General features: G+C 73.0%; 27 protein-coding genes and 2 pseudogenes. 11 read left to right on the forward strand and 18 right to left on the reverse strand.

Going from position 1 to position 26,062, the window contains the following annotated elements:
* Window positions 1-202 precede the first annotated feature (202 nt).
* On the forward strand, window positions 203-1,258 hold the full coding sequence (locus ABGB11_RS34185; RefSeq protein WP_347639612.1) for a LacI family DNA-binding transcriptional regulator: 1,056 nt from the start codon (window positions 203-205) through the stop codon (window positions 1,256-1,258).
* Here the strand turns inward: ABGB11_RS34185 and ABGB11_RS34190 are convergent.
* From ABGB11_RS34190 to ABGB11_RS34200, 3 genes and pseudogenes are all read right to left on the reverse strand, one after another.
* Complete coding sequence (locus ABGB11_RS34190) at window positions 1,239-3,386, reverse strand: SpoIIE family protein phosphatase (RefSeq protein WP_347639613.1); 2,148 nt, start codon at window positions 3,384-3,386, stop codon at window positions 1,239-1,241. The two genes, ABGB11_RS34185 and ABGB11_RS34190, sit on opposite strands and share 20 nt — an antisense overlap.
* Before the next feature lie 61 nt (window positions 3,387-3,447).
* Window positions 3,448-3,984 (reverse strand): annotated as a pseudogene (locus ABGB11_RS34195) (PfkB family carbohydrate kinase); the annotation flags it as partial.
* Window positions 3,985-4,005: 21 nt separating this feature from the next.
* A complete protein-coding gene (locus ABGB11_RS34200) occupies window positions 4,006-5,130 on the reverse strand; it encodes a helix-turn-helix transcriptional regulator (RefSeq protein ID WP_347639614.1) in 1,125 nt (374 codons plus the stop codon).
* Window positions 5,131-5,260: 130 nt separating this feature from the next.
* Here ABGB11_RS34200 and ABGB11_RS34205 point away from each other — a divergent pair, with 130 nt between their 5' ends.
* Window positions 5,261-5,860: a dihydrofolate reductase family protein gene (locus ABGB11_RS34205; protein ID WP_347639615.1), complete on the forward strand. Its 600-nt coding sequence runs from the start codon at window positions 5,261-5,263 to the stop codon at window positions 5,858-5,860.
* Window positions 5,861-5,864: 4 nt separating this feature from the next.
* Window positions 5,865-6,452, forward strand: coding sequence for a dihydrofolate reductase family protein (locus ABGB11_RS34210; RefSeq protein ID WP_347639616.1), 588 nt, complete (start codon window positions 5,865-5,867; stop codon window positions 6,450-6,452).
* A 9-nt stretch (window positions 6,453-6,461) separates the two neighbouring features.
* Here the strand turns inward: ABGB11_RS34210 and ABGB11_RS34215 are convergent, their stop codons facing one another.
* On the reverse strand, window positions 6,462-6,701 hold the full coding sequence (locus ABGB11_RS34215) for a hypothetical protein (RefSeq protein WP_347639617.1): 240 nt from the start codon (window positions 6,699-6,701) through the stop codon (window positions 6,462-6,464).
* Between the two features lie 4 nt (window positions 6,702-6,705).
* On the opposite strand from ABGB11_RS34215, the pseudogene ABGB11_RS34220 reads away from it, so the two are divergent.
* Window positions 6,706-7,116: pseudogene (locus tag ABGB11_RS34220) on the forward strand (alcohol dehydrogenase catalytic domain-containing protein); the annotation flags it as partial.
* A 42-nt stretch (window positions 7,117-7,158) separates the two neighbouring features.
* Here the strand turns inward: ABGB11_RS34220 and ABGB11_RS34225 are convergent.
* Entirely contained in the window at window positions 7,159-7,485 is a 327-nt protein-coding gene (locus ABGB11_RS34225; protein WP_347639688.1) for a hypothetical protein, read from the reverse strand.
* Between the two features lie 377 nt (window positions 7,486-7,862).
* On the opposite strand from ABGB11_RS34225, the gene ABGB11_RS34230 reads away from it, so the two are divergent.
* Window positions 7,863-8,276, forward strand: a complete 414-nt coding sequence (locus ABGB11_RS34230; RefSeq protein ID WP_347639618.1) for a VOC family protein — start codon at window positions 7,863-7,865, stop codon at window positions 8,274-8,276.
* Between the two features lie 412 nt (window positions 8,277-8,688).
* On the opposite strand, the gene ABGB11_RS34235 is transcribed toward ABGB11_RS34230, so the two are convergent.
* The 9 genes from ABGB11_RS34235 to ABGB11_RS34275 form a co-directional block, all read right to left on the reverse strand.
* Window positions 8,689-9,861 carry a phosphopentomutase gene (locus tag ABGB11_RS34235; protein WP_347639619.1) on the reverse strand — a complete coding sequence of 391 codons (1,173 nt, stop codon included), beginning with the start codon at window positions 9,859-9,861 and terminating at the stop codon, window positions 8,689-8,691.
* The gene (locus tag ABGB11_RS34240) at window positions 9,858-11,030 is read right to left on the reverse strand and encodes an alanine racemase (protein WP_347639620.1); all 1,173 of its coding nucleotides are present in this window, start codon (window positions 11,028-11,030) and stop codon (window positions 9,858-9,860) included. The genes ABGB11_RS34235 and ABGB11_RS34240 overlap by 4 nt, the downstream gene beginning before the upstream one ends.
* The gene (locus tag ABGB11_RS34245; protein WP_347639621.1) at window positions 11,021-12,112 is read right to left on the reverse strand and encodes an aminotransferase class V-fold PLP-dependent enzyme; all 1,092 of its coding nucleotides are present in this window, start codon (window positions 12,110-12,112) and stop codon (window positions 11,021-11,023) included. The genes ABGB11_RS34240 and ABGB11_RS34245 overlap by 10 nt, the downstream gene beginning before the upstream one ends.
* Window positions 12,109-13,038, reverse strand: coding sequence for an aryldialkylphosphatase (locus ABGB11_RS34250; protein ID WP_347639622.1), 930 nt, complete (start codon window positions 13,036-13,038; stop codon window positions 12,109-12,111). The genes ABGB11_RS34245 and ABGB11_RS34250 overlap by 4 nt, the downstream gene beginning before the upstream one ends.
* 1 nt (window position 13,039) lies before the next feature.
* A complete protein-coding gene (locus ABGB11_RS34255; RefSeq protein WP_347639623.1) occupies window positions 13,040-14,419 on the reverse strand; it encodes a YhfT family protein in 1,380 nt (459 codons plus the stop codon).
* A gap of 35 nt (window positions 14,420-14,454) precedes the next feature.
* Window positions 14,455-14,814: a DUF2620 family protein gene (locus ABGB11_RS34260; RefSeq protein ID WP_347639624.1), complete on the reverse strand. Its 360-nt coding sequence runs from the start codon at window positions 14,812-14,814 to the stop codon at window positions 14,455-14,457.
* On the reverse strand, window positions 14,811-15,188 hold the full coding sequence (locus tag ABGB11_RS34265) for a hypothetical protein (RefSeq protein ID WP_347639625.1): 378 nt from the start codon (window positions 15,186-15,188) through the stop codon (window positions 14,811-14,813). The genes ABGB11_RS34260 and ABGB11_RS34265 overlap by 4 nt, the downstream gene beginning before the upstream one ends.
* Window positions 15,189-15,199: 11 nt before the next feature.
* Complete coding sequence (gene yhfZ, locus ABGB11_RS34270) at window positions 15,200-16,129, reverse strand: GntR family transcriptional regulator YhfZ (RefSeq protein WP_347639626.1); 930 nt, start codon at window positions 16,127-16,129, stop codon at window positions 15,200-15,202.
* A gap of 70 nt (window positions 16,130-16,199) precedes the next feature.
* Window positions 16,200-17,174 (reverse strand): WYL domain-containing protein, encoded by a 975-nt coding sequence (locus ABGB11_RS34275; RefSeq protein WP_347639627.1) that lies wholly within the window; start codon window positions 17,172-17,174, stop codon window positions 16,200-16,202.
* A 94-nt stretch (window positions 17,175-17,268) separates the two neighbouring features.
* Between ABGB11_RS34275 and ABGB11_RS34280 the strand changes: the two genes are divergently transcribed.
* Window positions 17,269-17,664 (forward strand): RidA family protein, encoded by a 396-nt coding sequence (locus tag ABGB11_RS34280; RefSeq protein WP_347639687.1) that lies wholly within the window; start codon window positions 17,269-17,271, stop codon window positions 17,662-17,664.
* Between the two features lie 46 nt (window positions 17,665-17,710).
* Here the strand turns inward: ABGB11_RS34280 and ABGB11_RS34285 are convergent, their stop codons facing one another.
* On the reverse strand, window positions 17,711-18,124 hold the full coding sequence (locus ABGB11_RS34285; protein WP_347639628.1) for an OsmC family protein: 414 nt from the start codon (window positions 18,122-18,124) through the stop codon (window positions 17,711-17,713).
* 194 nt (window positions 18,125-18,318) lie between these two features.
* Between ABGB11_RS34285 and ABGB11_RS34290 the strand changes: the two genes are divergently transcribed.
* Entirely contained in the window at window positions 18,319-19,707 is a 1,389-nt protein-coding gene (locus ABGB11_RS34290; protein ID WP_347639629.1) for a rhodanese-like domain-containing protein, read from the forward strand.
* A gap of 127 nt (window positions 19,708-19,834) precedes the next feature.
* Window positions 19,835-21,376 carry an AAA family ATPase gene (locus tag ABGB11_RS34295; RefSeq protein ID WP_347639630.1) on the forward strand — a complete coding sequence of 514 codons (1,542 nt, stop codon included), beginning with the start codon at window positions 19,835-19,837 and terminating at the stop codon, window positions 21,374-21,376.
* Between the two features lie 22 nt (window positions 21,377-21,398).
* Here ABGB11_RS34295 and ABGB11_RS34300 read toward each other — a convergent pair whose 3' ends face one another.
* Window positions 21,399-22,304 carry a LysR substrate-binding domain-containing protein gene (locus tag ABGB11_RS34300; protein ID WP_347639631.1) on the reverse strand — a complete coding sequence of 302 codons (906 nt, stop codon included), beginning with the start codon at window positions 22,302-22,304 and terminating at the stop codon, window positions 21,399-21,401.
* A 71-nt stretch (window positions 22,305-22,375) separates the two neighbouring features.
* Here ABGB11_RS34300 and ABGB11_RS34305 point away from each other — a divergent pair, with 71 nt between their 5' ends.
* Genes ABGB11_RS34305 through ABGB11_RS34315 form a run of 3 tightly spaced genes read left to right on the forward strand, consistent with a single transcriptional unit; the run spans window position 22,376 to window position 24,899 of the window.
* Complete coding sequence (locus ABGB11_RS34305) at window positions 22,376-23,557, forward strand: thiolase family protein (protein WP_347639632.1); 1,182 nt, start codon at window positions 22,376-22,378, stop codon at window positions 23,555-23,557.
* Window positions 23,554-24,249, forward strand: coding sequence for a 3-oxoacid CoA-transferase subunit A (locus tag ABGB11_RS34310; protein WP_347639633.1), 696 nt, complete (start codon window positions 23,554-23,556; stop codon window positions 24,247-24,249). The genes ABGB11_RS34305 and ABGB11_RS34310 overlap by 4 nt, the downstream gene beginning before the upstream one ends.
* A 2-nt stretch (window positions 24,250-24,251) precedes the next feature.
* Window positions 24,252-24,899 (forward strand): 3-oxoacid CoA-transferase subunit B, encoded by a 648-nt coding sequence (locus ABGB11_RS34315; protein WP_347639634.1) that lies wholly within the window; start codon window positions 24,252-24,254, stop codon window positions 24,897-24,899.
* A gap of 9 nt (window positions 24,900-24,908) precedes the next feature.
* Here the strand turns inward: ABGB11_RS34315 and ABGB11_RS34320 are convergent, their stop codons facing one another.
* Window positions 24,909-25,064, reverse strand: a complete 156-nt coding sequence (locus ABGB11_RS34320) for a hypothetical protein (RefSeq protein WP_347639635.1) — start codon at window positions 25,062-25,064, stop codon at window positions 24,909-24,911.
* 68 nt (window positions 25,065-25,132) lie between these two features.
* Window positions 25,133-25,957 (reverse strand): SAM-dependent methyltransferase, encoded by an 825-nt coding sequence (locus ABGB11_RS34325; RefSeq protein ID WP_347639636.1) that lies wholly within the window; start codon window positions 25,955-25,957, stop codon window positions 25,133-25,135.
* Window positions 25,958-26,062 lie beyond the last annotated feature (105 nt).

Genomic DNA, 26,062 nt, shown 5'->3' on the forward strand with positions numbered 1-26,062 from the left:
CCCTCACGGCACCCGCCGCATGACCGCGGATGAGGTAACAGGACCTGCCCACCCTTCAGCCGCCGCAGCGTTCTTCCGACATCTCCGGAAGGATGTAACTGCAATCGACTGCACATAGGTACAATCGACTGCAGGAAGCTGCTTTGTCAAGAGGTGCACCGGGCGTTCCCGCCGGTTGACCCGCATCGCAAGGAGGCGACAGGTGACGGAAGAGCCGACGGAGCAGGGGCAGCGGACGCCGACGCACAAGCTGATCGCGCAGGAGGCCGGCGTCCATCCCTCCACGGTGTCGAGGATCCTGCGCCGGCCGCCCGGCCCGCGGCGGTCCGACTTCGCCGAGACGGAGGCGCGCGTGCGCGAGATCGCCAAGCGCCTCGGCTACCGGCCGGACCTCACGGCGGCCAGCCTCCGGACCAAGCGCAGCCGGGTCATCGGCGTCCTGATGCCGCGGCTCCACGACGTGGTGCTCGCGGCGATCCTCAGCGGGATCGACACCGAGGCCTTCGAACTCGGCTACCAGACGATCGTCACCAACACCCACGGCGTACCGCGGCAGCGCCTGGAGCGCGTGGAGATGCTGCTCAGCCGCAAGGTGGACGGCCTGGTCATCGGCGACGCCACCCTGGACGACAGGATCTACAAGGAGCTGAGCCGCTCCGACACCCGGCAGGTCCTCGTCAACCACCGCCAGGCCGGGCACGTGTCGGTGACCGGCAACGACCGGCTCGGCGGACGGCTGGTGGGCGAGCACCTCCTGGAGCGCGGGCACCGGGACATCGGCATCATCGCCGGACCGCGCTACCCCGTCGCCCTCGACCGCGTCCAGGGCTGCGTCGAGGCGTTCGAGCGAGCGGGCGTCACCGTCGGGCAGGACCGGATCGTGCACACGGACTTCGATCCGGAGGGGGGCAGGCAGGCGGCCAGGAAACTGCTCGAACTCCCCCGCCGGCCGTCGGCGATCTTCGCGGTGAACGACTCGGCCGCCATCGGCGCCATGGGGACGCTGCGGGACCACGGGCTGACCGTCGGCCGCGACCTGGCCCTGGTCGGCTACAACGACATCGCCATCGCCCGGGACCTGCCCATCCCGCTCTCCAGCGTCCGTACGCCGCTGCGGGATATGGGCGGGACGGCGGCTCGCCTGCTCGTCGCCATGCTCGAGGGGGGCACCGGCGAATCCGTCATGCTCGATCCCGAGCTGGTCGTCCGCCAGTCGAGCGCCGCCGAGCTCTCGGCCCTCAGCGGAGGAGCCGGATGAGCAGGAGTGCGATGTCATCGTGCCGCCGTGCGGACGTGGGCGCGTTCTTCAGGAGGGTGTCGGCGACCTCGTCCATGGTCTGGTCGGTCGCGGAGGAGAGGTGGCGGGCCAGTTCGGCCGTCGTCTCGTCGATGTCGGTACCGGGGACCTCGACCAGCCCATCGGTGTAGAGGGCCAGCACGGTACCGGGCGCCAGGGGGATCTCTTCGGTGGAGTAGTCGGTATCGGGGGCGATGCCGAGCAGGAGCCCGGGTGACAGGGAGAGCGCTTCGGCCTTCCCGTCGGGACGGCGGATCAGGGGCGGCGGATGGCCCGCGGTCGCGAACTGGGCACTGCGGCTCTCCAGATCGAGCCGGGCGATCAGGCAGCTGGTGAACAGGCCGGAATCCAGGTCGTACAGGAGCCGGTTGGTGCGGGCGAGGATGTCGCTCGGCGGTGCGCCGATGGTGGCGTGGGCATGGACACCGGTGCGGACCTGGCCCATGAGGGCGGCCGCGGTGGTGTGGTGCCCCTGGACGTCGCCGATCGTGGCGACCGCGGTGTTCCCGTCGATGCGGATGATGTCGTAGAAGTCTCCGCCGATGTCCAGGCCGAGGCCGGCGGGCCGGTAGCGGGCGGCCAGGTCGAGGCCGTCGATGTCGGGCAGGCTGCGGGGCAGCAGCGTCGCCTGCAGGGCGTGGGCGAGCTGGTGCTTGGTGTCGTAGAGGCGGGCGCGGTCCAGCGCCTGGGCGATGAGCCCGGCCAGGGACATCAGGATGGCGCGCTCCGCCCGCGAATGGTGGCGGACTTGCTCGTAGGTGAGGATGAGGGAGCCGATGACGCGGTCAGAGGCGATCAGGGGCAGGAAGGCGCGCGCTTCCGTGCCCTCCACGTGGATGGCCGCGGGGTAGGCGCGTCTCAGGTCGGCGAACGTGGAGAAGAAGCCGGGCCTGCCGGACTCCAGCGTCCGCGCGGCCGGCACATGGGAGGTCAGCGGCGCCCCTTCCAGACGTTCCACGATCTCGGCGATGCGTCCGCGGTGGCCGATGACGCGGAACCTGCCCTCCTCGACCGTCAGCAGCGCCATGCCGCTCGGGCCGAAGCCGGGGACGATCTGGTCGGCGGCGAGGTCGACGACGTCGTTCAGACCCGCCGCCTCGGTGAGCGCGGCCGCCAGATGCATCAGCTGGTAGATCGTCGACACCCCGGTCAGCTCCGGACCGGCCGGGGGCCGGCGCCGCATGGGCTCACCGCCGGAGGAGCCGTCGGTGCCGGCCGGGATGATCTGGACGCTGATCCCGGAGGTGTCGGGATAGAGGTGGAAGGTCAGCCGGGTGCCGGACGGGCGCACCGCGCTGAAGGACGAGGGCTGGCGGCTGATCACGGCGGCCCGGTAGTGGTCCTCGAAGAGGGTCGGATCGCGGAGCCACGGCAGGAGCTCCCACGGGCGGGCGCCCATCAGCTCGTCGCCGCCGACACCGAACATGCCGATCGCGGCGGAGTTGGCGAACACGACCCGGCCGTCCACATCGAGGGCGCAGCAGCCCGTCGGCAGGCGTTCGGCGAACCTGACCGCCGCCCGCGCCTCGTCGTCCGCCGGCGGGCGGTCGTGGACGAGCCGAGGGGGCGGGAGGATGTGCGGTCTGTCCGGGTAGTGCGTCAGGCCCCCACCGGCGTTCCGCCGCAGGAGCAGGCCCGCGCGCCGGCGGAACACCGTGATCGCCTCGCGCTCGCCGGAACTCAGCTCCTCCGGCCGGGAGACCGGCCAGACCAGCACCAGGCTCCCCACCGCATCGGCCTCGTCGCCGATCGGCGCCACCGCGAGCGCGTAGTCGTAGGGCATCGTGAGCCCGAGGCGAGGGTAGGAGCGTGCGATCTCCTCGCGGCCGCTCAGCCAGAGGAAACGCCTCTGGCGGGCGGCATCGGAGATCGGGTTCGCGTCGTCCAGGGAGACCCGTTCCCACGGGGCGGCGATCTGATGGGGGGCTCCGCAGAGCACCGCCATCCTCAGCACCCGCTCGCCCGCGGGCAGCAGGAACACCGCTCCGATCGAGGCGTCGACCTCCATCATCAGCTCGACCAGGGCCGTCTCGAGTCGCTCGATGCCGGTGTCAGGAGCGGCGCTCGCACGGGAGCGTTGCGATCCCATGGTCTCCACCCCCGTCCACATGCCGGCGAACCGCGAGAACTGATCGTTCGTGTGGCGTCCCTTAGTGGCCCGAAGGCATACCCGCCCCGGCCGGACGTACTCCCTGGTCACAGGCGAGACATCGGGAAACACGCCCGTCCTTACCCGGCGGCGAACGCGTCGCCGGCGCCGATCGAGTCGACGGGGTCGACGCGGCCCGGCCCCACAGCCGCGGCCGGTGGTTGAGGTCGAGGCTGATTTGCGCGTTCCGCGCCCGGGCGAGGCGGCACAGCGCGGTCACGGCGTCCCGGCAGGACGGGCCGAGCGCGGGCGTGATCCGGGTGATGTGCACGATCCGCGGCTCGAACGGCAGGGCCTCGACGTCCTCCCGGCACAGCCGGGACCTGGCGGACCCGGCGCGCAGGTAGTGGACGCGGGTGACGTCCGGCAGCCGCTGCTCGAACATGATCAGGCCGGTGGGCGCGGCGTCGTCGCGGCGGACGGCCGACGTGTCGCCCCCTTCGGCGCGCAGCGTGCGGGTGATGAGGTGCCCGGCCTCGCCGGCCCCGACGCGTCCCGCCCAGGCGGTGGTGTGGCCGAGCCGGCTGAGGCCGATCGCGACGTTGCTCTCGGCACGCCGTCATCCCGCGTCCGCGGCGGCTCCCGACGTCAGGGAGACGGCGTGGTGATCGAGGAACAGCCGGGCGATCAGGTCGCCGCGCGAACCGCTGCCCGACTTGGCGAAGATCGACTTCAGGTGGTCCTGGACGGTGTACGACGACACCCGCAGCCGGGCGGCGATCTGCTTGGTGGAGAGACCCCTGGCGACCAGCTCGGTGACCCGGCGCTCGCTGTCGGTGAAACCGTAGGCGTCGACCATCAGGGGGGCCATCTCGGCGGGGCGGGCGGCCTCCAGCATCACCGCGACCTGCGGGTCCGGGCCGTCGTCCAGCAGCGAGCCCCGGACGATCAGCCACCGGCCGGTCCGGGTGCGGGCCCGGGCCCTGGCCGGCCGGGCGCCGGCCGGCTCGGGTGCCGCGCCCGGTGCCGGGCCGAAGAGGGAACGCGCCTGGCGGGCGACAGAGGAGATCACCAATGGGAGCCGAGCGCCCGCCCTGCCGCCGGTGCCCAGCTCGTCCAGCAGGTGATCCGCCGCCCTGTTGCACATGCGCACGCCGTCATCGGCGTCCAGGACCAGCAGGCCCACGTCGTCGTCACCGGCCTGCGCGCCGCCGAGCAGCAGACCGCGCCGCAGTCCATCGGTCACCACGCCGGCGATCGACGCCGCGAACTCCACCTCGGCCGGGGTGAAGTACGGGCGGCCCGCCTCCCGGAACACGGTCAGCTGGCCCCAGGTCCCGGTGCCGTCGCCGAGCATCACCCGCAGCTCGTCGGAGAATCCCCCGGGGCGGCGGATCTCCCGCTGGCGCAGGCTGCGGTCGAGGTCACCGGCGGTGGCGCCGCTCAGGCTGCCGGCCGGGCGGGGGGCACGGGCGAGCTGCGCCCAGCTGTTGAAGTCCGGCTCGCGCACCTCGATCTCCACGAGCCGGAGCAGCTCGGCCGCGGGCAGGCCGTTCTCGACGAACTCCGCGGTCGGGAGCATGGTCGCCGGGTCGGTCGTCATCAGGCAGGTGCCCTCGGCGGGCACGGCCCGCGCCAGGGCATCGCCGACGGCCCGCGCGAACTCCGGCATCGGCGACCCGCGGTGGGCCAGCCTGACGATCTCGTCCCGGACGCGCGCGTGCGCCGCCGATGTATGGGCCACGACCCGGATCTTATGGGGATCGGCGGCGTCATCCCAGAACTCTGGGATACACCCTGGCTTCACGATCCCGGATGCTTGGCGAACGCATCACCATCCGCCCGGCGGACCGGGCCGCTGAAGGAAGGACGCCATGAGCACGACCGTGTTGTACATGTCGATGTCGGTCGACGGGTTCATCGCCGGACCGAACGTGGCGAAGGGCAACGGTCTCGGCGACGACGGGCATCGGCTGCACGAGTGGTTCCTCCCCGATGCCGACGCCGAGCGCAGGAAAGGCGACCACCTGACGGGGGTGAACCGCGAAGTGATGGACGAGGTCTCGGCCACCGGCGCGGTGGTCGTCGGCCGCCGGACGTTCGAGCTCGCCGGCGGCTGGGGCGGCGACCACCACGACGGCGTGCCGATCTTTGTCCTGAGCCGCCGGCGACCCGATCCGGAGTTCCAGTGGCCCGGGGTCAGCTATGTCGGCGACGTCACGGCCGCGATGAGCATGGCCAAGGACGCGGCCGGCGGCAAGGACGTCCTCGTCCACGGAGCCCGTACCGCTCGGCTCGCACTCGCCGCGGGCGTCCTGGACGAGTTGCAGATTCACCTGGTCCCGGTCCTGCTCGGGCAGGGCGAGCCGCTCTTCGAGGACATGCCGCCCGACCACGTCGAGCTCGAACTGCTCCGTGCCGTGGACGGGCCGGGCGTGACGCACCTGCGCTACCGCGTGCGGGCGGAGGGCTGAGGCGATGGCGATCATCCGGCTGTACATGACCATGTCCCTGGACGGCTACGTCACCGGGCCACAGGACGGCATGGAGAACCCGATGGGCATCGGCGGGTTCCGCCTCTTCAACTGGCTCGACCGGCGCAACGACCCGGGGCCGAGCGGACAGGTCCACGCCGAGGTGCTGGCCACCCGCGCCGTCATCTCCGGCCGCCGCACCTACGAGCACGCCGGCCGCTGGCAGGGCGACCATCACGACGGGGTCCCGGTCTTCGTCCTGACCCACGACGTCCCGGACGACCCGCCGCCGGGCAGCGTCCGCTACGTGACCGACGTCCGCGAGTGCGCCGCACAGGCCCGCGCGGCGGCCGGAGACGGCGACGTGATGGTGCACGGCGCCGGGGCGGCGCAGGCACTGCTCCGGGCAGGGCAGCTCGACGAGCTGGAACTGCACGTCGTACCGGTCCTGCTCGGGCAGGGCCGGAGGCTCTTCGACCACCTGCCCGCCGAGCACATCGAGCTCGACCCGGTCCGCCGGTTGACCACCCCGCAGGGCGAGGATCCTGCGCGGCAGGTCACGCACCTGCGCTACCGCATCCGCCGTCCGTGACCCGGAGCCTCAGCGGGTCAGGACGACCTTGAGCGCGCCGGTGCGGGCGGCGTCGCCGAACACCTCGTAGGCCTTCGGGAATTCGTCGAGGGTGAAGGTGTGGGTGACGAACGCGGCGGCGTCGAGCTGCCGGGCGGCGGCCAGGCGCAGCAGGGTCGGGGTGGAGAAGGTGTCCACCAATCCCGTGGTGATGGTGATGTCCCGGATCCACTGCTCCTCCAGGTGCAGCGCCGCCGGAGCACCGTGCACGCCGATGTTGGCGATCCGGCCGCCGGGCCGGGCCAGCGCGACCGTCAGCTCGAACGCCTCGGGGACACCGAGCCTCGATCGTCACGTCCGCGCCGAGACCCTCGGTCATCTCGCGGACGATGGCCTGCGCGTCCTGCCGGGAGTTGTTGATCGTGGTGTCGGCACCGAACCGCTTGGCCGCCTCCAGCCGGCTGTCGGCCAGGTCGATCGCGACGACACGGCTCGGGCTGAACAGCCGCGCCCCCATGATGTCGTCGAGGACGGCGACGCGCTGGTGCGCGTGGACGCGGTGACCATCTGCGGGACGGACCTGCACATCCTGAAGGGCGACGTCCCGGAGGTGACCGACGGGCGGATCCTGGGGCACGAGGCGGTCGGCACGATCGAGGCCGTGGGCCCGGGAGGGCCGAACGTCCCGCCGGGCAGGCTCAACGTCCCTGCCCGCCCAAAGGCGGCACTAGCCGCCGGAGCGGTCGTCTTCGATGACGGCGCGGATCCGGCTCCAGGCGGGTTCGACGTCGGTGTCGGGGGCGGGTTCGAACACGAGCACGCCGTCGCCGAGGTCGAGGGTGAGGACCGGATCGCCCGCCTCGCTGAGCATCGGCTCGGCCGCCTCGCTGAGCATCGGCTCGGCCGCCTCCACCCCGTACGGCGCCTCCAGGACGCTCATCTCGCCCTCACCATGCGGATCGAACATCAGCAGCCCGGACGCCACCCACAGGGCACCGCGGACCAGCGCCTTCTCCGGCACGGCGACCCGGTCGTAGGGCAGCGGCCCGCACAACCGGCCGATCAGGCAGAGGCGGGGGCGGCGGCCCGCGGTCAGCTCGGCGACGATCTCGTCGGTGCTGCCGAGGCTGGGCGGGACGACGTAGAACGCGAGCCCGGGCAGCCTAACCGTTGGGGAGGTCAGCGCCGGGGCAGGTGCGCGCCGAGCAGTAGGCGCGCGCCCGTGCCGAATGGGACGACCGCAGTTTTCAGGAAAACCGGGGAGATGAACTGTTCCGGAGCACGGCCCACAGCGGGAGCCGGTCGGAGACCCTGCCGACGCAGCGCTCGGGACCGGTCAGGAATCAAGAAGCCCCGCTCGCCGCCCCTGCGTAGCGTGATTTCTGGAAGGGCGCAGACAGCGCATTCGCTCCGACCAGAAGGGGACAGGAAATGAAGGCGAACGTTAGCGCGATCCTTCTCGGCGTCCGGGACATGGACCGAGCCAAGGAGTTCTACACCGAGGGCCTCGGCTGGAAGATCAAGGACGACTGGGGAATCTCGGTCTTCTTCGAAACGGAGGGGGCCACGCCGGTGGGCTTCTACGGCCGCGAGGGACTGGCCGAGCAGGTCGGCACCAGTCCCGAGGGCAGCGGCTTCAGCGGGCTGGTGCTCACCTACGTCGTCCGTAGTGAGGGACGCGTCGACGAGGTCGTCGAAGAAGCGCGGAAGGCCGGCGCCACGATCCTCAAGCCCGCCGGCAAGCTGCCGTGGGGCGGGTACGGCGGCACCTTCGCGGACCCGGACGGATACGTCTGGAGCCTCGCCTACAGCGACCAGAAGGCCGACCAGCCCTACGCGGAATAGCCGCCGAGCTTCAGGGTGGGAGACTGCCCGGCATGGTCGCTCGGATCCCAAGGCCGACCCCGGCTTTATCTGCAGGCCGGACGTGACGTTCTGCTGTGAAAGCTCGACGGGCTCTCGGAGTACGACGTCTACTTCGGTGACACGTTCGGGCGTCCGTCCGGCGAGGCCATGCCCTGGTTCGCCGACGGCGCCGAGACCAACGCGGACATGTGGGCGACGGCCGGCGAGTCGCGTGAGGAGATCATCAAGCTGTACCGGCGGGCTTGTGATCGACGGATCGGCGGGGCTGCGGCCCGGGCAAGGACAGCATGCCGTCCAGTGACGAGGCCTGGTGGGAGGACTACCGGGCCCGGCTCGAACGCGCGGCGCGGGAAGCGAGCACGGGCTGACGCGCGGGCCGTCCGGCCCGGGCTCACCGGTGGAGGTCGATGCCCAAGGCGCGGGCCGCCGTCGCGGCGATGGCCGCCAGCGTCGGGGCGTCCGGGGCGGTGCCGGTCGGGAGTCGCTGGTTGTAGTGCAGCACCGGGACGAACTCCCTGGTGTGGAACGGGTGGCCGATCGTCGGGTCGTTCCCGTGGTCGCCGGTGACGATCAGGTGATCGTCCGGACCCATGATCGCGAGGAGGGACGCCAGGCCCGTGTCGACCTCCTCCAGGAGGGAGCCGAACCGGCGCGCGTCCTGCTGGTGGCCGGCCAGATCGGTCTCCTGCACGTTCGCCACGACGAGGGCGTCGGCCGTGCGGGCGAGGGCCTTGGAGGTCTGCGCGAGGACCTCGCCGGTCTCGACGGCCGGCCGGTGCTCGGCGGACGGGCACGTGATGATGTCGGCGGCCTTGCCGGCGAGGGTCACCGGCAGGCCCGCCGCGGCGGCGCGCGAGGGGAGCTGCCGGGTGTGGTCGATCTCCACGGCCAGGTGGGCGACCCGGAGGCCGTCGTTGACGTAGAAGCCGGAGGCGGGCGTGTCCAGGCCCGCCGTCCCGTGCGCGCCGGACCGGACGGCGCGCAGGAGCGGTGCGGGGCCGTGGCCGCCGACCGCGATCACCCGGGCGGTCGGGGCGACCGCCCGGACCGTCCGCGCGATGTCCAGGACCGCCTCGAACGGCAGGTCGTCGAGCTGGGCGCTGACGTTCCAGCCGAGGCCCGGGTCGGCTTCGAGGTTGTCGCCGACGACGGCGCTCCCGTCGACGAGGAGGACGGGGAGGTCGTCCAGCGGACGTGCTGTGTGCCCGGCCGCGCGCAGTGCGGCGGCGACCGTGTCGATGTGGTCGGAGAACAGGGCGAGGGCCGTCCCGCTCATGTCGGTGCCCATCATCGTCTGGTGGCCGCTGAAGGTGTCCGCGCCCGGGTATCCGAGGGCGGACCGTCCCGCGGACGCCCCGGCGGCGATGGGGAAGGCCAGGCTCTCGTGCGGATGCAGCAGCCCGAGTCCCAGGGCGCCGAGTGCGGGAAGGCGCAGTGTCCCGTCGGCGGTGTCCAGGACGTGGCCGAGGGTGTGCGCGGCGGCGTCGCCCGCGCGCACGGCGGACGCGTCCGGCATGGCGCCGATGCCGAGCCCGTCGACCACGAGGACGGCGACGCGCGTCACCAGGGCCTCCCGTGCGAGTCCGCCAGGCCGAGCAGCCGGGGCTTGCCCGAGGAGACCCCTTGCAGGGCGCCCACCGAGCTGCGGGTGACGAAGATCTGGGTGCGGAAGGCGAGGACGGCGGTGTCGCCGACACGGAGCGGCGATCCCGAGGTCGGGGCGCCCAGAAGGCGGTAGTAGTCGATGTTCTCGGGCGGAGCGGGTTCGACGGGGAGGGTGAACGGCTCTCCCGCACCGGGGAACACGAGGGCCTCGTGCGGCCGGCCCCGGGGGTAGAAGCCGCCGCCGAAGACCGCGGGCCGGCCGTCCGGAAGGATGTGCGCGATCTCGGTGACGTACACCATCGCGGGCAGTTCGGGCTGGGTGAGGTCGGTGGCGTGCAGCGGTGTCGTCGCCGTGAGCGCGTGACCGGGCTCCCCGTGGGTGGCCCCGTGCGCGGCCAGCACCGGGATGCTCGCGGCGGCCGTCGCGCTGGGCGCGCTGAGGACGCTGACGGGCGACCCGGCCGCGGCGAGGCGGGACTTGGCGGTCAGGAGCGTCCGGAGGTTCGGGGTGGGTGCGATGGCCGCGGACGACTCGTCGTAGAGCAGGCAGGGGAACGAGGTGACGCCTTCGAGGGACACGGCGTCCATGTCCCCTACCTCGGCGGCGAACTTCTCGACATCGGACACCGGGACGCCGCCTTCCTGCCCCGGGTAGAACCGGTCGCCGTCGTCGACCACCCGGGCCAGCAGCCGCTGCGTGATCCCGAGGTGCCCCGCGGCGGCGGACACCGCGCGGGCCTGGTCGGTTCCGAAGACGGTGACGTACTCGGGGCGCCGGGACAGCACGTCCCGCAGGGCGCCGACCGGAAGCTGGACGAGGTGGCCGACGTTGCCCAGCCCGGCCCCTGCCTCCTGGATAGCGTGGGCGCCGCGCAGGTCGATGGCCGCGGCGAGCGGGAGGTGCTCGGCCACCGTCCGGATCACGTGCGGGTTGCGTCCCACCTGTTTGAACACCGGCCACAGCCGGACGCCGTTCGCGGCGGCGACCGCGGCGAGCGCCGCGGCATTGGCGCCGACCGCGTCCAGGTCGATGAGGTAGGTGTCGGGCGGGATGCGGCCGGTGCGGTGGAGTCCCGCCGCCGCCTCGACGAGCCGCGGATTGCGGGCCAGCGTCGCGGTCAGGAACACCGCACCTCCCGCAGCGCCCCGGCCAGGATCTTCAGGACGAGGTCCGCGCCCGCCCGCATCGGGTTGATCCGGATCGTCCAGTCGGCCAGCTCCGGGGTGCCGGAGAGGAAGGTCTCGGAGAGCCGGTAGAAGAGCGGCGCGATCTCGTAGCGGGAGTTCGCCCCGACCGGATAGGGAGCGGCCCCGAGCCGTGCCGCCGCCTCGATGACCCGACGGGCCACGGGGGCGTCCAGCCGGACGAGCACGCACAGGTCCTGCGCGTTGGCGACGCGGACCTGGGCGACCCCGGGGACCTCGCCGGCCTCCAGCCGCTCGGCGATCTCGGTGACGACGGCGGACTGCACCGCCCACAGCACGGGGACGTGGGTCAGCGCGCGCAGGGCGTCGAGCGCCTGCGGCCCCTGCACCTGCCCGCCGCCCGAGTAGTTGAGCGCGTGCACGTTGTCGACGAGATCGCGCGAGCCCACGACCAGCCCGACGCCTTCGGGGCCGAGCAGCTTGAACAGCGACAGCGCCGACGCCTCCGCGCCCATCTCGACACCCGTCCGGGGGACGCGGAACGCCGCGTAGTTGTCGTCGACCAGCGCGCGGACGCCCACGGCCGCGTACCGGGCGATCACCTCCGCCGGGTCGTACCGATCACCGGGGCTCTGCCGGGCATGCTGGATGTAGACGTGGGTGGCCGCCGCCTCGGCGGACGAGGTGTTGAAGTCGGTCTCGACCAGGTCGAACCCCATGGACCGGAAGGTCGCCGCGGTCGTCGGGTAGAGGGGCCCGGCGTGCACGATCAGGGGCTCGCCCGGTATGAGGGCCGCGGCGAGCATGGCCCTGATCGCGCCGGTGCCCGCACCCTGCACGAGGGCCGCCGCGGGGGCGCCGAAGAAGTCGGCCAGCGCGTCCTCCGTCCGGCGGGTGGCGTCGGGCCGTCCCCACTGCGGCGTCACCCCGACGTCCGCCGAGAACAGCCGGTGCCCGTCGAAATGGGCCGCCACGCACTCCAGCAGCCGGAACTGCCGGGCCATCGCCTCGTCCAGCGGGACGGTCGGCAGCGGGTGGGTCTCGCGCAGCTCCGGCGCGGTCATCGGGCCTCCCCCGAGGTCAGGAACCGGACGGGATTGTCGTGCAGGATCAGGCGCAGGGTCGTCTCTTCGACGCCCGCAGCCGCCAGCCGGGGTGCGAACGAGTGCAGGACGGTGCCGTAACCACCGCCGCCGTGCACCTCCAGGTAGCCGGCGCGGGAGACGTCCGCGCTGAGCAGGAGCCGGTCGGCCCGGCCGGCGTCGATCAGGTCGAGCGCCCGCCGGAGCCGGACGTCGTCGCTCTGGTAGGACGCCTTGCCGACCGTGTCGAAGGCGACGTACGCGCCGGCTTCGGCGATCTTTCGGTGGGTCTGGGCGTCGTCCAGGAGGTCCTGGTGGCCGATGCTGATCCGGCCGGGCGGCAGGCCCTCGCCGGTCAGCGCGTCGAGCTGCGCGAGCCCGCCGCGGCCGAGGTGGGCGTGGGTGGCGAGCGGCAGGCCCGAGCGGAGGGCGGCGCGGGCGGCGGCCCGCAGGCAGCGCTCCTCGTCCTGCGAGGGCGTCGAACCGCTCGTGCCGATCTCGCCGATCACGCCCGGCCGGACGGCGGTGCCGTCCAGGCCGTTCTCGATCTCGCCGAGCAGCCGGCGGGCCAGGTCCGCGACGCTCGATCCGGCGACGTAGGGCGGGTGGAACGCCCCGTGGTAGAACCCGGTCGCCGCGACCACCGCCACACCGGACCGCCGGCTGATCCGGGCGAGCGCGGCGGCGTCCCGTCCCATGCCGAGGCAGGTCAGTTCCACGACGGCCGCGAGGCCGTGGGAGCGGCGCAGCGCCGCGAGCTCGGCGGCGACCGCCGCCTCCTCGTCGAGGAGCGCCGCCGGATCCGGTGCCCGCCCCGCGGGCCCGCGCAGGTCGACGCGCAGATGCTCGTGGGCGAGCACCGGTCCGTCCGGTACTGGGACCTCCCCGAGTACGGTCCGCAGCCTCATGTCATCCCTTCAGCGGAGTGAACAGGTCGAGCCAGTGCAGGACGTTCAGGACGATCCCGGCGACGACGACCGCGGCCGGACCCGCCGCCAGCCGGACGATCGGGCGCCCGAGTGACTCGTTCAGCAGGTAGAGCCCGCCGACGAGGGCGATGCCGAGCCCGCCGCCCATCTTCGCGGCGGCGGCGATCGCGCCGAACAGGATCGCGATCTCCAGCGTCTTGCCGATCGCGTTGCGCAGGTGGTCGGAGGCGTCCCGGATCGACGGGAGCGTCGCCAGGCCCTTGCCGATGTAGGACAGGGCCAGGATCTCCAGCGTGAGCAGCACCGCGCCGCCCAGGGCGGCCACCGCCACGTTGGGCGCGAGGTAGGCCAGCGGATAGATGAAGGTGAATCCCACGATCTGGTACGCGCCGCTGGCCAGCGCGGTCGTGGCGATGAGGGGCAGGAAGCCGAACGCCCGGTAGAAGTCGACCTGCGCGGCCTCCCCGTAGTCCCCCTTGGCCACCAGGAAGCTCGTCGCCTCGCCGCCCCCGAAGATGTGCAGGTTCACCATCGCGGCGAGGGCGGCGCCGAGCACCGCGAACCACGGCAGGTGGCGGCGGAGCCGCTCGGCGTTCGCGCCGAACAGCGACGCGACGGGGTCCCCGGCGGGCTCGCCGTCCGCCGGGATGGTCGCGGCCCCGGGCGCGTCCGCCTTCTCCGCGGCGCCCGCGGCCCGGGCCGTGCGCCGCTCCCGGACGTCCTTGGCCAGGGAGAACCCGAGCAGCATCAGCACCCCCGCGGCCATTGCCAGCGCGCCGGGGAACTGGTCGGGCCACACGTTCATGGACAGCACCACGATGGCGACCTCCACGACGAAGCAGGCGATGCCGTGCACCCGGCCGAACTGGGTCGCGATCGCGATCACCGGGAAGAGCAGGAACATGAACAGGATCGGCGTCGCCATCTCCTGCATCGCGGTGAGGAAGTCCACCGGCAGGTCGTGCGCCGCCTTGTTCGCCCCGGACAGCCCGAAGACGACCAGCGCGCCCCAGGCCCCGCCGAGGATGGGGGCCAGCCAGCGCCGCGGCGCGAAGATGCCGAGGATGTCGGTCGGCAGGAACAGCAGCCAGGGGTTCAGCACCCCGGTCGACAGCGCCATCGGGGCGCCGAGCCCGAAGACGAACCCGGCCGACAGGCCGAACGACACCGCGGTCATCTCGCCGCGGTTGGTGTTGCCCCGGATGAAGTCCAGCAGGAAGGGGCGGACGCCGTCGTTGAAGACGGCGAGCGCCATGTTCGAGACCAGCGCGGTGAGCGCGCAGACGGCGACGACGGTGAGGGCCTGCGGCACGGAGAAGTCGAGCTTGTCCGCCGCGGCGTAGGAGAGGGCGTAGGGCATGGCTGCCTCCGAGGGGAAGGTTCAGGACGGGCCGATCACCCGTTCCGCCGCCGTTCGCTGATGGCGCCGGCCAGGATCGGGACGACCTGGTCGGCCTGGTCGATCGAGAAGCCGAAGGCGACCCTGCCCTCGGCGAGCGCGGCCTCGGCGTCGGCCGCGGTGGCCTGGCCCCGGCCGAAGGTGAAGCAGCGGGCGGCGCCGAGCAGCCCGACGAGCACGCCCAGGGAGCCCCCCGCCCCGGTGTGGCACGTTCCGACGTAGTAGTCGGCCTGCCCCGCCATCAGCCGCGTCGCGGCGTCCATGTCGTTGGTGACGACGACGTCGAAGCCGCCGACCTCCTCCAGCCGCCTCGCGACGTCGGCCTTGCCGACGCCGCCCACCAGGATCGTCGTCATCGTGTCGCCTCCCGTTGTCCGAGCAGGGCCAGGTGCAGGGCGAGGAAGCGCACCTCCTGCTCGGGCAGGCCGGTGCCGACCACCGACCGGGCCCGTGCCGCCAGTGCCCTCGCCCGCTCCACCGCGTCCGGATGGCCGTCCAGTTCGGCCCGGACGGTCTCGTCCGCGGGGAAGTCCGTCAGTGCCGCGCCGTCGCGGGCGCGTTGCAGGGCCATCAGCAGATGGCTGACCAGCGTCCCGGCGGTCTCCTCGGTGACCGCGCCGCCTCCCGCGTCGAGCGCGTGGAGCTCGTCCCGGACGAACCGGCAGATGTCCGGCGCGGCCTGACCGGTCCGTTCGAAGATGCCGAGCCGCTCCTCCAGCAGACGGTCCATGGTGGTCTCCTTCAGTACGAGGGCAGCCGGTCGCCGGTCAGGACGGCCTGCTGGGTGCGGGTCACGAGCTCGGCCGAGATGCGGCCGCGGATCGCGTCCAGCGCCGGGGAGTCGTCGGCGCGGACTGCCAGGACCGCGCTGGAGTTGCGGTCGGCGAGGTCCGCGGACGTCAGCTCGTCGAACGGGATGGTCGTGCAGTCCTCGTCGATGTGCTGGTGGACCTCGTCCAGGTTCCACACCGAGGCGTCCACCTCGCCGCGGCGGAACAGCTCGCCGAGCTGCATGTAGGAGGTCTCGACGTAGCGGACGGGCCGCCCGGAGAAGACCAGCCGGGTGAGCTCCTGCTGGTCGGCGGAGCTGGTGTCGACCGCCACGGCCAGGTCCGGATCGTCCAGCGACACCCCGGCCCGGAGCAGCACCCCGTGCGCGCCGACGTAGGTCCGCGGACCGAGGTCGGCGAGCCTGGCGATGGGGAAGCCCTCGCCGAACTCCTCGAACGCCAGCCGGGACACCGCGATCAGGTCGACCTTCCCGTCCATGAGCGCGTCGAGCCGCGCCTGCGCCCCGCGCATGAACGTCAGCGCGAACGGGATCCCGGCGTCCTCGAACGCCGCCCGCAGGCCCGTCGCGAGCCCCTCGTACCGGCGCGAGTACGGCAGCGGCATCGCGGCGAGCATCGTCCCGAGCCCGGCGAGCTGCCACAGCCCGGCCCGGTCGACCTCGCGGAGGTAGGTGCCGAGGTGGCCGCGCGCCTCCGTCCGCACGGCACCGGTGTTCTCCAGCAGTTGCAGGGCCGCCTGCACCGTGCCGTTGCCGACCCCGAGCCGCTGCGCGTAGTCGCGGATCCTCGGCAGCCGCGAGTCCGGCTGCTGGTTGAGCAGCTCCGCCGCCAGCCGCCGCGCCGCCAGCCCGTTCCGCGTCAGGAACCGTGCGTCCAACATGACACGGGACAATAACCAGGATCCTGTACAAGCACAAGAGGTGCAGGGACGACGCCGGCGGCGGCTGCTGTCAGGGGGCTGGTTCGTAGGTGGCCGCCAGGGCGGTGGCGCGGTCGTGCAGGGAGGTGCGCAGCCACTGCGGAGCCAGGGCTTCGGCGCTCGTGGCGAGCTGCCACAGCGCCCATTCGGCGTGCCTCGAATCCTGGAAGGTCACCTTCAGCCGTAGCCGGCCGTCGGCGTCGGTCTCTTCGGACACGACGGCCAGCGCGGTGTCCAGCAGCTCCTTCCGCCGTGCCGGGTCCAGCCGGACCAGGACGGCGACCTGGTCGCCGCCGGTCCGGAACCGCGTGCTGCGTTCCTGCCAGGCCCGGTCCAGATCGATCCGGTCCGGCCGCTGCGCGGGTTCGTGGAGCTCCTCGGCGGCCACGACCCGGGACAGCCGGTAGGTGCGGTCCTCGCCGGACCTCGTGGCCAGCAGGTAGCCCTGGTCGCGGACGGTGACCAGGCCGACCGGGTCGACCGTGCGCCACCGCGGATCCTGGCCCGCGGCCGCGTAGCGGATGCGCAGCTTGTGGCCGGCGAGCACCGCGCGCCGGATCTCGGCCATCACCGCGTCCGGCGCCTCCTCGGCGGCCACGCGGCGCGCGAGCAGGTCGGTCTCCGGGTCGATGAGCAGCCGCTCGGTCGCGCCGACGGCGGTGTCCCGGTGGCTCTCGGGCAGCGCGTCGACCACCTTGAGCATGGCCGAGGCGAGCGCCGAGCCGAGGCCGAACGCCTGCGCGCCGCGCCGCGACCCGGCGATCAGCAGGGCGAGCGCCTCGTCGTGGTTCAGTCCGGTGAGCTCCGCCTGGAAGCCGGGCAGCAGCGAGAAACCGCCGTGCCGGCCGCGTTCGGCGTAGACGGGGACGCCGGCCGCGGACAGCGCCTCGATGTCGCGCAGGACCGTGCGGGTGGACACCTCCAGCTCGCGGGCGAGCGCGGCCGCCGGCAGCCGGCCGCGCCGGCGGAGCAGCAGCACCAGCGAGACCAGCCGGTCGGCGCGCATGCGAAAACCGTATCGAAATACGTGACACAAGATGTCGTGATTAGTTGCGAGGCTTCCATCACCGCGACGTCGAACGGATGGAGCTGATGTGACCATGGAACGCACGGCGGTCAACCCGTGGACCTGGTCGATCGAGATGGGGTACAACCAGGGCGAGATCGTCTCCGGGCACGCCCGGACTCTGTACTGCGCCGGGCAGACCGCGATGAGCGGCGAGGGCGAGCCCCTGCATGCCGGGGACATGGCCGCGCAGCTGGCGCTGAGCCTCGACAACCTTGAGGCCGTTCTCGGCGAGGCGGGCATGTCCCTCGGCGACCTCGTCCGGCTCAACGTCTACACCACGGACGTCGACCTGCTGTTCCAGCACTACGGGGTGCTGGCATCGCGGCTGGGCGCCGGCGGGGCGGCACCGGCCACCACGATGCTCGGGGTGACGCGGCTCGCGATCCCCGCTCTGATGGTCGAGCTCGAAGGGACCGCCGCCGCCTGACGCGCGCGACCTCGCGGCCTCCGACAGTGGCGGGGGCCGCGAGGGGTCAGGCGACCCTGGCCTCGGCCTCCAGCCGCACGTCGACGTTCGGGGGCGCGAGGAGCGCGTTGTCCACCGTGCAGACTTCGACGGCCGCGAGGAGGCCGTCGGCGTCGCCCTCGGTGAGCCGGGTGGGAGGCCGCAGCCGCAGATCGATGCGCGCGACCCGGGCGGGGACCCCCGGCCCCATCACGTAGCCGGCGGTGACCTCCAGCCCGGTGGCCGGCAGGCCGCGCCGCGCCAGGAACCGCCGCGCGTAGTACGCCGCGCGGGCGGCCAGCGCCGCCACGAAGAGCTCGACCGGCGTCGGGCCGATGTCCATTCCCCCGGCGCCGTACGGCTGGTCCACATGGATGACGTGATCGCGGACGAGCACCGCGAACGCGTCGTTCTCTCGGTGGACCACCAGCATCTCGCCCATCGGGGCCACCTCCTCCCGCTTTCCGGTTCCCTTTCCGACCAGGTTCGTCGGCGGACGTTTGCGCAGGTAGAGCCAAAGGTCCTTTCCTTCGGGACCACTGGACATGAGGCACCTCACCCTGGGCAGACATTCCGCAGGCACCGCTGACGGAAGACCACCGGGTACATGGCCGAGGGGCAGAGAGGGGACCACAGATGGTGCATGTCGAGGTGGTGGAGACCTCGTCGCTGGGCGACCGCAGCTACCTGGCCCACGACGGGGGCGTGGCCCTGGTCGTCGACCCGCAGCGCGACATCGACCGCTTCCTGGCCCTGGCCGGACGGCTGGGCGTCCGCATCACGCACGTGGCCGAGACCCACCTGCACAACGACTACGTCTCAGGCGGACTGGCCCTGGCCAAGGCGACCGGTGCGGCCTACCTGGTCGCCTCCGACGAAGACGTCCGGTTCGACCGGACGGGCATCTCCGACGGGGACCAGATCGCCGCCTCCGACACGCTGGTCCTGCGGGGTGTGGCCACCCCCGGGCACACCTTCCATCACCTGTCCTACATCCTGTCCGGCCCCGGCGGCCCCGAAGGGGTCTTCACCGGCGGCTCACTGCTGTTCGGCACCACCGGCCGCACCGACCTGCTCGGCGCCGAGCACGCCCGCACCCTGGCCCGGCGGCAGCACGCCTCGGCACGGCGCCTGGCCGACCTGCTGCCCGACGGCGCCCACATCTGGCCCACCCACGGTTTCGGGAGCTTCTGCTCGGCCGGCCGGTCCGACGCCGCATCCTCGACCATCGGCCGGGAAAAGCAGACCAACCCGGTCCTGCGGTTGGAAGCCGACGACTTCGTCACCCAGACCCTCGACGAACTGGACGCCTACCCGGCCTACTACGCGCACATGGGCGTCCGCAACCGCGCCGGCGCCGACCTGATCGATCTCACCCCCGCCCAGCCCGCCGACCCCGCGGAGCTGCGCACCCGCATCGCCGCCGGGGAGTGGGTGGTGGACCTGCGCACCCGCACCGCGTTCGCCCGGCGGCACCTGGCCGGGACCCTCAGCTTCGGCCTGGACGGCTCGATGGCCACCTGGCTCGGCTGGCTGACCCCCTGGGGCCGACCCCTCACCCTGCTCGGCGAGAGCCCCGCACAGCTCGCCGAGGCCCAGCGGGAACTGGCCCGCATCGGCATCGACCGGCCCGTCGCCGCCACACCCGGCACACCCGAGCAGTGGGCCGGCGGCGACACCGCACGGCTGGAGGCCACGCCCGTGGCCTCGTTCGCCGACCTCGCCGCGGCCCGCTCCGGCCGCGTCCCCGACCATCTCCCACCGCCGGACGTCGTGCTGGACGTCCGCCTGACCGGCGAATGGAGAGACGGCCACATCGACGGCGCCCTCCACACGCCACTGCCCGAACTGGCCCAGCGGCTGGACGAGATACCCCCAGGAACCGTCTGGGTGCACTGCGCTTCCGGCTACCGGGCCGCCGCCGCCAGCAGCCTGCTCCAACGCGCCGGACGCCGGACCGTCCATATCGACGGCGCCTACTCCGACGCCGTCACCGCGGGCCTGCCCATCACCGAGTCCCGATGACCAGGCGGCAGCACACGCGAAGCCTTCACGGGCCTGCGGGCCGAAGGTCCCGTCGTCGCGGGACGCTCGGCACTGACCCTCGACCCGTGCCGGGCGAGATCGTGAAGGTGACCGAGGGAGGAGCACCATGCGAAGCCGCACCGCCGGGGCCGTCATGACCGGCGAGACCGGGGTGAGGCCGGCGGACGGCGCGGCCCTCGCCGAGACCCACATCGGCGTCGTCTTCTTCGTCGGCGACCGCGCCTACAAGCTCAAGAAGCCCGTCGACCTGGGGTTCCTGGACTTCAGCACCCGTGAGCTGCGCGAGCGCGCATGCCACGAGGAGGTCCGGCTGAACCAGCGGTTCTCCCCCGATGTCTATCTCGGCGTCGCCGACGTGCACGGGCCCGGTGGCGACGTCTGCGACCACCTGGTGGTGATGCGGCGGATGCCCGCCGACCGGCGCCTGTCCACCCTGGTCGCGGCCGGCGCGCCCGTCGAGGACGCGCTGCGGGACGTCGCCCGGATCCTGGCCGCCTGGCATGCCAAGGCGCCGCGCGGGCCGGGCATCTCGGCCCAGGAGACCCGGGACGCCGTCCGCGGCCGCTGGCAGGACGGTGTCGACCAGGTCCGGCCCTTCCACGGCGAGGTCCTGGACGCCGAGGCCGCCGCCGAGACCGAGGAGCTGGCGAAGGAGTTCCTCGCCGGCCGGGAGGCCCTGTTCGACGCGCGCATCGCCGACGAGCGCGTGGTCGACGGCCACGGCGACCTGCTGGCGGGCGACATCTACTGCCTGGACGACGGGCCCCGCATCCTCGACTGCCTGGAGTTCGACGAGAGGCTCCGCTCCCTGGACGGCCTCGACGACGCCGCGTTCCTGGCCATGGACCTCGAACGCCTCGGCGCCACCAAGCTCGCCGAACGCTTCATGGACCGGTACGCCGACTTCGCCGCCGACCCCGCGCCGGCGTCCCTGCGCCACCACTACGTGGCCTACCGCGCGTTCGTCCGCGCCAAGGTCGCCTGCCTGCGGCAGGCGCAAGGCGCTCCGGACGCGGCCGGGGAGGCGCGCGCCTACGCCGAGGTCGCGCTGCGCCACCTGCGCGCCGGGCGGGTGGGGCTGATCCTGGTGGGCGGGCTGCCCGGTACCGGCAAGACCACTCTCGCCGGCGAGCTGGCCGACCGTCTCGGATGCTCGCTTCTCAGCAGCGACCGTATCCGCAAAGAACTCGCCGGGCTGACACCCACCGAGTCGGCCGCCGCACCGTACGGCGACGGCATCTACAGCGCGGAATGGACCCGCCGTACCTACCGCGAGCTGGCCACGCGCGCCACCCGGCTCCTCCGCCTGGGCGAGACGGTCATCCTGGACGCCTCCTGGACCTCGCAGGAGAGTCGCGACCTGCTCGCCGCGGTGGCGGTGCGGGAGCACGCCCACCTCACCGCCCTGCGCTGCGAAGCCCCGCCGTCCGTGTGCGCCGAGCGCATCCGGACCCGTCCGCGCGGCGGCTCCGACGCCGACGCCGAGGTCGCCGCCGCGATGCGCGCGCACGCCGGGCCCTGGGAGGGATCGACCCCCATCGACACCGCGGGCGCCCTGACCGCCGCGGTGGACGCGGCCCTCGCCACCGTCCGCCCGCACGGCGCCGAGCACCTCTGGCCGCACCGCCCGTACATGTCCCCGGACTGAGCACGCCGCGCTGCGCGGCCGGTCAGGACGGTTCCTCCCGGGCGGCCCGGACGATCCGCCGGACGACCGACACGGCTCGTGCCAGGTGCGGTTCCGTCCGGTCGGTCCGGTGGGCGATCGCGAGATCGACCTGCGCGGAGGGCCGTACCAGGGGCCGGAAGACGACGCCGTCGAGGGCCAGGACCGCCACCGGCTCGGGGACGACCGCCACCCCGAGGCCGCCCGCGACGAGGGTGATCAGGGTGGAGGTCTCGCCCACCTCGTGGCGGATCCGGGGCTCGACGCCGGCGTCGCGGAAGAGCCCGAGCACGACGTCGTACATCACCGAGCGGCGGTCCGCGGAGTGCACGATGAGGTGGGCGTCCGCCAGGTCCGCGACCCCCACCCGCGGGAGGGCCGCCCCGGGGTGGTCGGCGGGGACCGCGACGACCAGCCGGTCCCGCCGCAGCGGCAGGACGGTGAGCGAGAGGTCGGCGATCGGCGGCCGCAGCAGCGCCAGGTCGATCCCGCCGGTCCGCAGCGCGGCGACCTGGTCGGGCACGAGCATCTCGCCGCGGAAGGAGAAGTCGACCCCGGGCAGTTCCCGGGAGAGGCCGCGGGAGAGCGCGGGCAGCAGGCTGTAGGTCGCCGATCCGACGCAGCCGACGGCGAGGTGCCCGACCGCTCCGGCCGCGACCCGGCGGGCCTCGTGCGCGGCCTCGTCCACCTCGCCGAGGATCGTGCGGGCGCGGGCCAGGTAGGCGCGGCCCGCGTCGGTGAGGTCGACCCGGCGCGTGCTCCGGTGGAGCAGTTCCACGCCGAGCTCGGTCTCCAGCCTGCGGATCGCCTGTGACAGCGGCGGCTGGGCCATGGTGAGCCGTTCGGCGGCGCGCCCGAAGTGCAGCTCCTCGGCGACGGCGACGAAGTACCGCAGGTGACGCAGATCCATATCGTGACCGTATTAATCGGAGCGCATATTGATACTTCACTGTATCAAGGCAGGTCTCTAGCCTCGATGCCATGACCTCCTACCTGTACTCCGCCGTCCGGACGCCGTTCGGGCGGTTCAACGGCGCGCTGGCCGGCGTCCGGCCGGACGACCTCGCGGCCGGCGTGATCTCCGCGGTGCTGGACCGGGCGCCCCGGCTGGATCCGGCCGACATCGGCGAGGTCGTCTGGGGCAACGCCAACGGCGCGGGCGAGGAGAACCGCAACGTCGGCCGGATGGCCGCGCTGCTGGCCGGGCTGCCGACCAGCGTGCCGGGCACGACCGTCAACCGGCTGTGCGGGTCGAGCCTCGACGCGGCGATGGCGGGCTCCCGGACGATCGAGACGGGCGACGCCGTCATCGTCCTCGCCGGCGGGGTGGAGTCGATGACCCGGGCGCCGTGGGTGCTGCCGAAGCCCGCCAAGGGCTTCCCGCCCGGTGACCTCGCCGCGGTCTCGACCACGCTCGGCTGGCGGCTGGTGAACCCGCGGATGCCGACGGAGTGGACGGTCTCGCTCGGCGAGGCCAACGAGCAGCTCCAGGAGAAGTACGGCATAAGCCGGGAGCGCCAGGACGCGTTCGCGCTGCGCTCCCACCGGCTCGCGGCGGCCGCCTGGGACGAGGGCTTCTACGACGACCTGGTGGTCCCCGCCGGCGAGCTGAAGCGCGACGAGGGCATCCGGGCCGACACCTCGCCGGAGAAGCTGGCCGGTCTGAAGCCGAGCTTCCGGCCGGACGGCACCATCACCGCGGGCAACGCCTCACCGCTCAGCGACGGCGCGTCCGCGCTGCTGCTCGGCTCGGCCGGCGCCGCCGACCGGATCGGCCTCGACCCGGTCGCGCGCATCGCCGGGCGCGGCGCGTTCGCGCTCGACCCGCAGGACTTCGGCTACGCGCCCGTCGAGGCGGCGAACCGCGCCCTCGCGCGGGCCGGGATCGGCTGGGACGCGGTCGGCGCGGTGGAGCTGAACGAGGCCTTCGCCGTGCAGTCGCTGGCCTGCGTCGACGCCTGGGGCGTCGACCCGGAGACCGTCAACACCCGGGGCGGCGCGATCGCGATCGGGCATCCGCTCGGAGCCAGCGGCGGCCGCGTCCTCGGCACGCTCGCGAAGGTGCTCCGCGAGCGCGGCGAGCGCTGGGGCGTCGCCGCGATCTGCATCGGCGTCGGGCAGGGCCTGGCAGTCGTCCTGGAGAACGTGGAGGCGGGAGCGTGAGCCGTGCGGAGATCCTCGGCACCGTCGACGAGGCCGTCCGGGGGATCGAGGACGGCGCCACCGTGCTGGTCGGCGGCTTCGGCTTCGCCGGCATGCCGTTCGACCTCATCGACGGGCTGATCCGGCAGGGCGCGACGGACCTGACCATCGTCTCCAACAACGCCGGCAACGGCGACGTCGGGCTGGCCGCGCTGCTCAAGGCCGGGCGCGTGCGCAAGGTGCTCTGCTCGTTCCCCCGGCAGAGCGACTCCTACGTCTTCGACGAGCTCTACCGGGCCGGGAAGATCGAGCTGGAGGTCGTGCCGCAGGGCACCCTCGCCGAGCGGATGCGCGCCGCCGGCGCGGGCATCGGCGCCTTCTACTGCCCGACCGGCGTGGGCACGCCCCTGGCCGAGGGCAAGGAGACACGGACGATCGACGGGCGGGTCCACGTGCTGGAGTACCCGATCAAGGGCGATGTGGCGCTGATCGGCGCGCACCGCGCCGACACGATGGGCAACCTCGTCTACCGCAAGACCGCCCGCAACTTCGCCCCCGTCATGGCCACGGCCGCGACCACCACGATCGTGCAGGTGGGCGAGGTCGTCCCCGCGGGCGGCATCGATCCGGAGGCGGTCGTCACGCCCGGCATCTTCGTCGACCGCGTGGTGCGGGTCGAGGAGCGGCACTACACCGTCCAAGGAGCGCGCTGACCATGTCCCACACCCCAGGGCCCCTCTCCCCGGACGAGATGGCGGCGATCGTCGCGCGCGACATCCCCGCCGGCTCCTACGTCAACCTCGGCATCGGCCGTCCCACCAAGGTCGCCGACCACCTCCCCGAAGGCTCGGGCGTCGTGCTGCACACCGAGAACGGCATGCTCAACATGGGCCCCGCCGCGACCGGCGACCAGATCGACCCCGACCTCACCAACGCCGGCAAGGTCCCGGTGACCGAACTGCCCGGCGCGTCCTACTTCCACCACGCGGACTCCTTCGCCATGATGCGCGGCGGCCACCTCGACGTGTGCGTGCTGGGCGCGTTCCAGGTCTCGGCGACCGGCGACCTCGCCAACTGGAGCACCGGCGCCCCCGGCGCCATCCCGGCCGTCGGCGGCGCGATGGACCTGGCCATCGGCGCCAAGCAGGTCTTCGTCATGATGACCCTCTTCGACAAGAAGGGCCGGTCCAAGCTGGTGCCCGAGTGCACCTACCCGCTGACCGGCGTCGGCTGCGTCAGCCGGGTCTACACCGACGTCGCCGTCATCGACGTGGGCCCGGACGGGGCGTCGGCCCGCGAGACCTTCGGTATCACGCTCGACGAGCTGCGCGACCGGCTGCCCGTCCCCCTCAAGGGAGACTGATGCACGCTCTCAGCGGCCGGTCGAGGTCACCTCGCCGAAGACGGCGACCTGGTTCAGCAGTTCGCCGCCGCGCAGCCCGTAGTGGACGAAGTGGCAGCGCGGCCCGACGTACACGACGACCTCGCCGAGGTCGACGCCCGCCGCGCGTCCGCTCGACGCGGGCACGGTGCCGCGGCAGGCGACGTACTCCGACGAGATCGGCCGGTCGTCCGCGAAGGGAACGGACGGTCGCGTCAGGGCTTGCGGCCGACACCGCCGAGTGCCCAGACCGCCCGGGGCTCCGCCTCCCGCTCGGCGGCGTCGGGGCGCCACCGGTTCAGCGGCACCAGGCCGGGGGGAAGCAGCTCCAGATTCCGCATGAACTCCGCGACCTCCGCCGCGGTGCGCAGGTTGGAGCGCGTGGTCGAGCCGCGGACCGTCTTCTTCTCCTGGTAGAGCGTGGCGAGCTTGGCGGTCGTGTCGGGGGCGAGGTCGCTGATGGCGTGCGTGAGCAGCAGGTGGCTGCCGGCCGGCACCCGCGCCAGGAGGCCCTGGACGATGTGGTCGGCGACGTCGTCCTCCGGGATCACCGCCAGGACCGAGTGCAGGATCAGGCCGACCGGCTCGTCCAGCTTGATCGTCGAGGCGACGATCGGATCCTCCATCAGGGCGTCGGGGTCGCGGGCGTCGGCCGCCAGGATCCGGGCCGGTCCGCCGATGCCGAACACCGAGGCGGCGTGGGCCGCCACGACGGGGTCGTTGTCCACGCAGACCAGCCGGTAGTGCGGCGCGGTCTTCTGGAGGATCTGGTCGACGCTGCCCTGCGTGGGCAGCCCGCAGCCCACATCGATGAACTGCCGCAGCCCTTCGTCGACGAGCGCGGTCACCGCGCGGCGCAGGAACCGGCGCGACTGCAGGGCGACGGCCCTCAGATCCGGCGCGATCCGCAGCGCCTGCTCGGCGAACTCGCGGTCCACGGCGAAGTGATCCTTGCCGCCCGTGAGGTAGTCGAGGATGCGCGCCTCGTTGGGGATCTCCGGGTGGAAACCGGCGTGTTCGTCGGACCAGCGCGAGGACATTGCCCGAAGGTAGCGCCTCCCTTGGTCCCCGGGTGATTGATTCCGGCGTATCGCCGAAATGGCCACTTGCCGGGCGGGACGCGCGCTCGCCCTTGCGGCGTGTCG

Origin of the sequence: Actinomadura sp. B10D3 (assembly GCF_039871695.1) — a bacterium.
Classification (GTDB): domain Bacteria; phylum Actinomycetota; class Actinomycetes; order Streptosporangiales; family Streptosporangiaceae; genus Spirillospora; species Spirillospora madurae.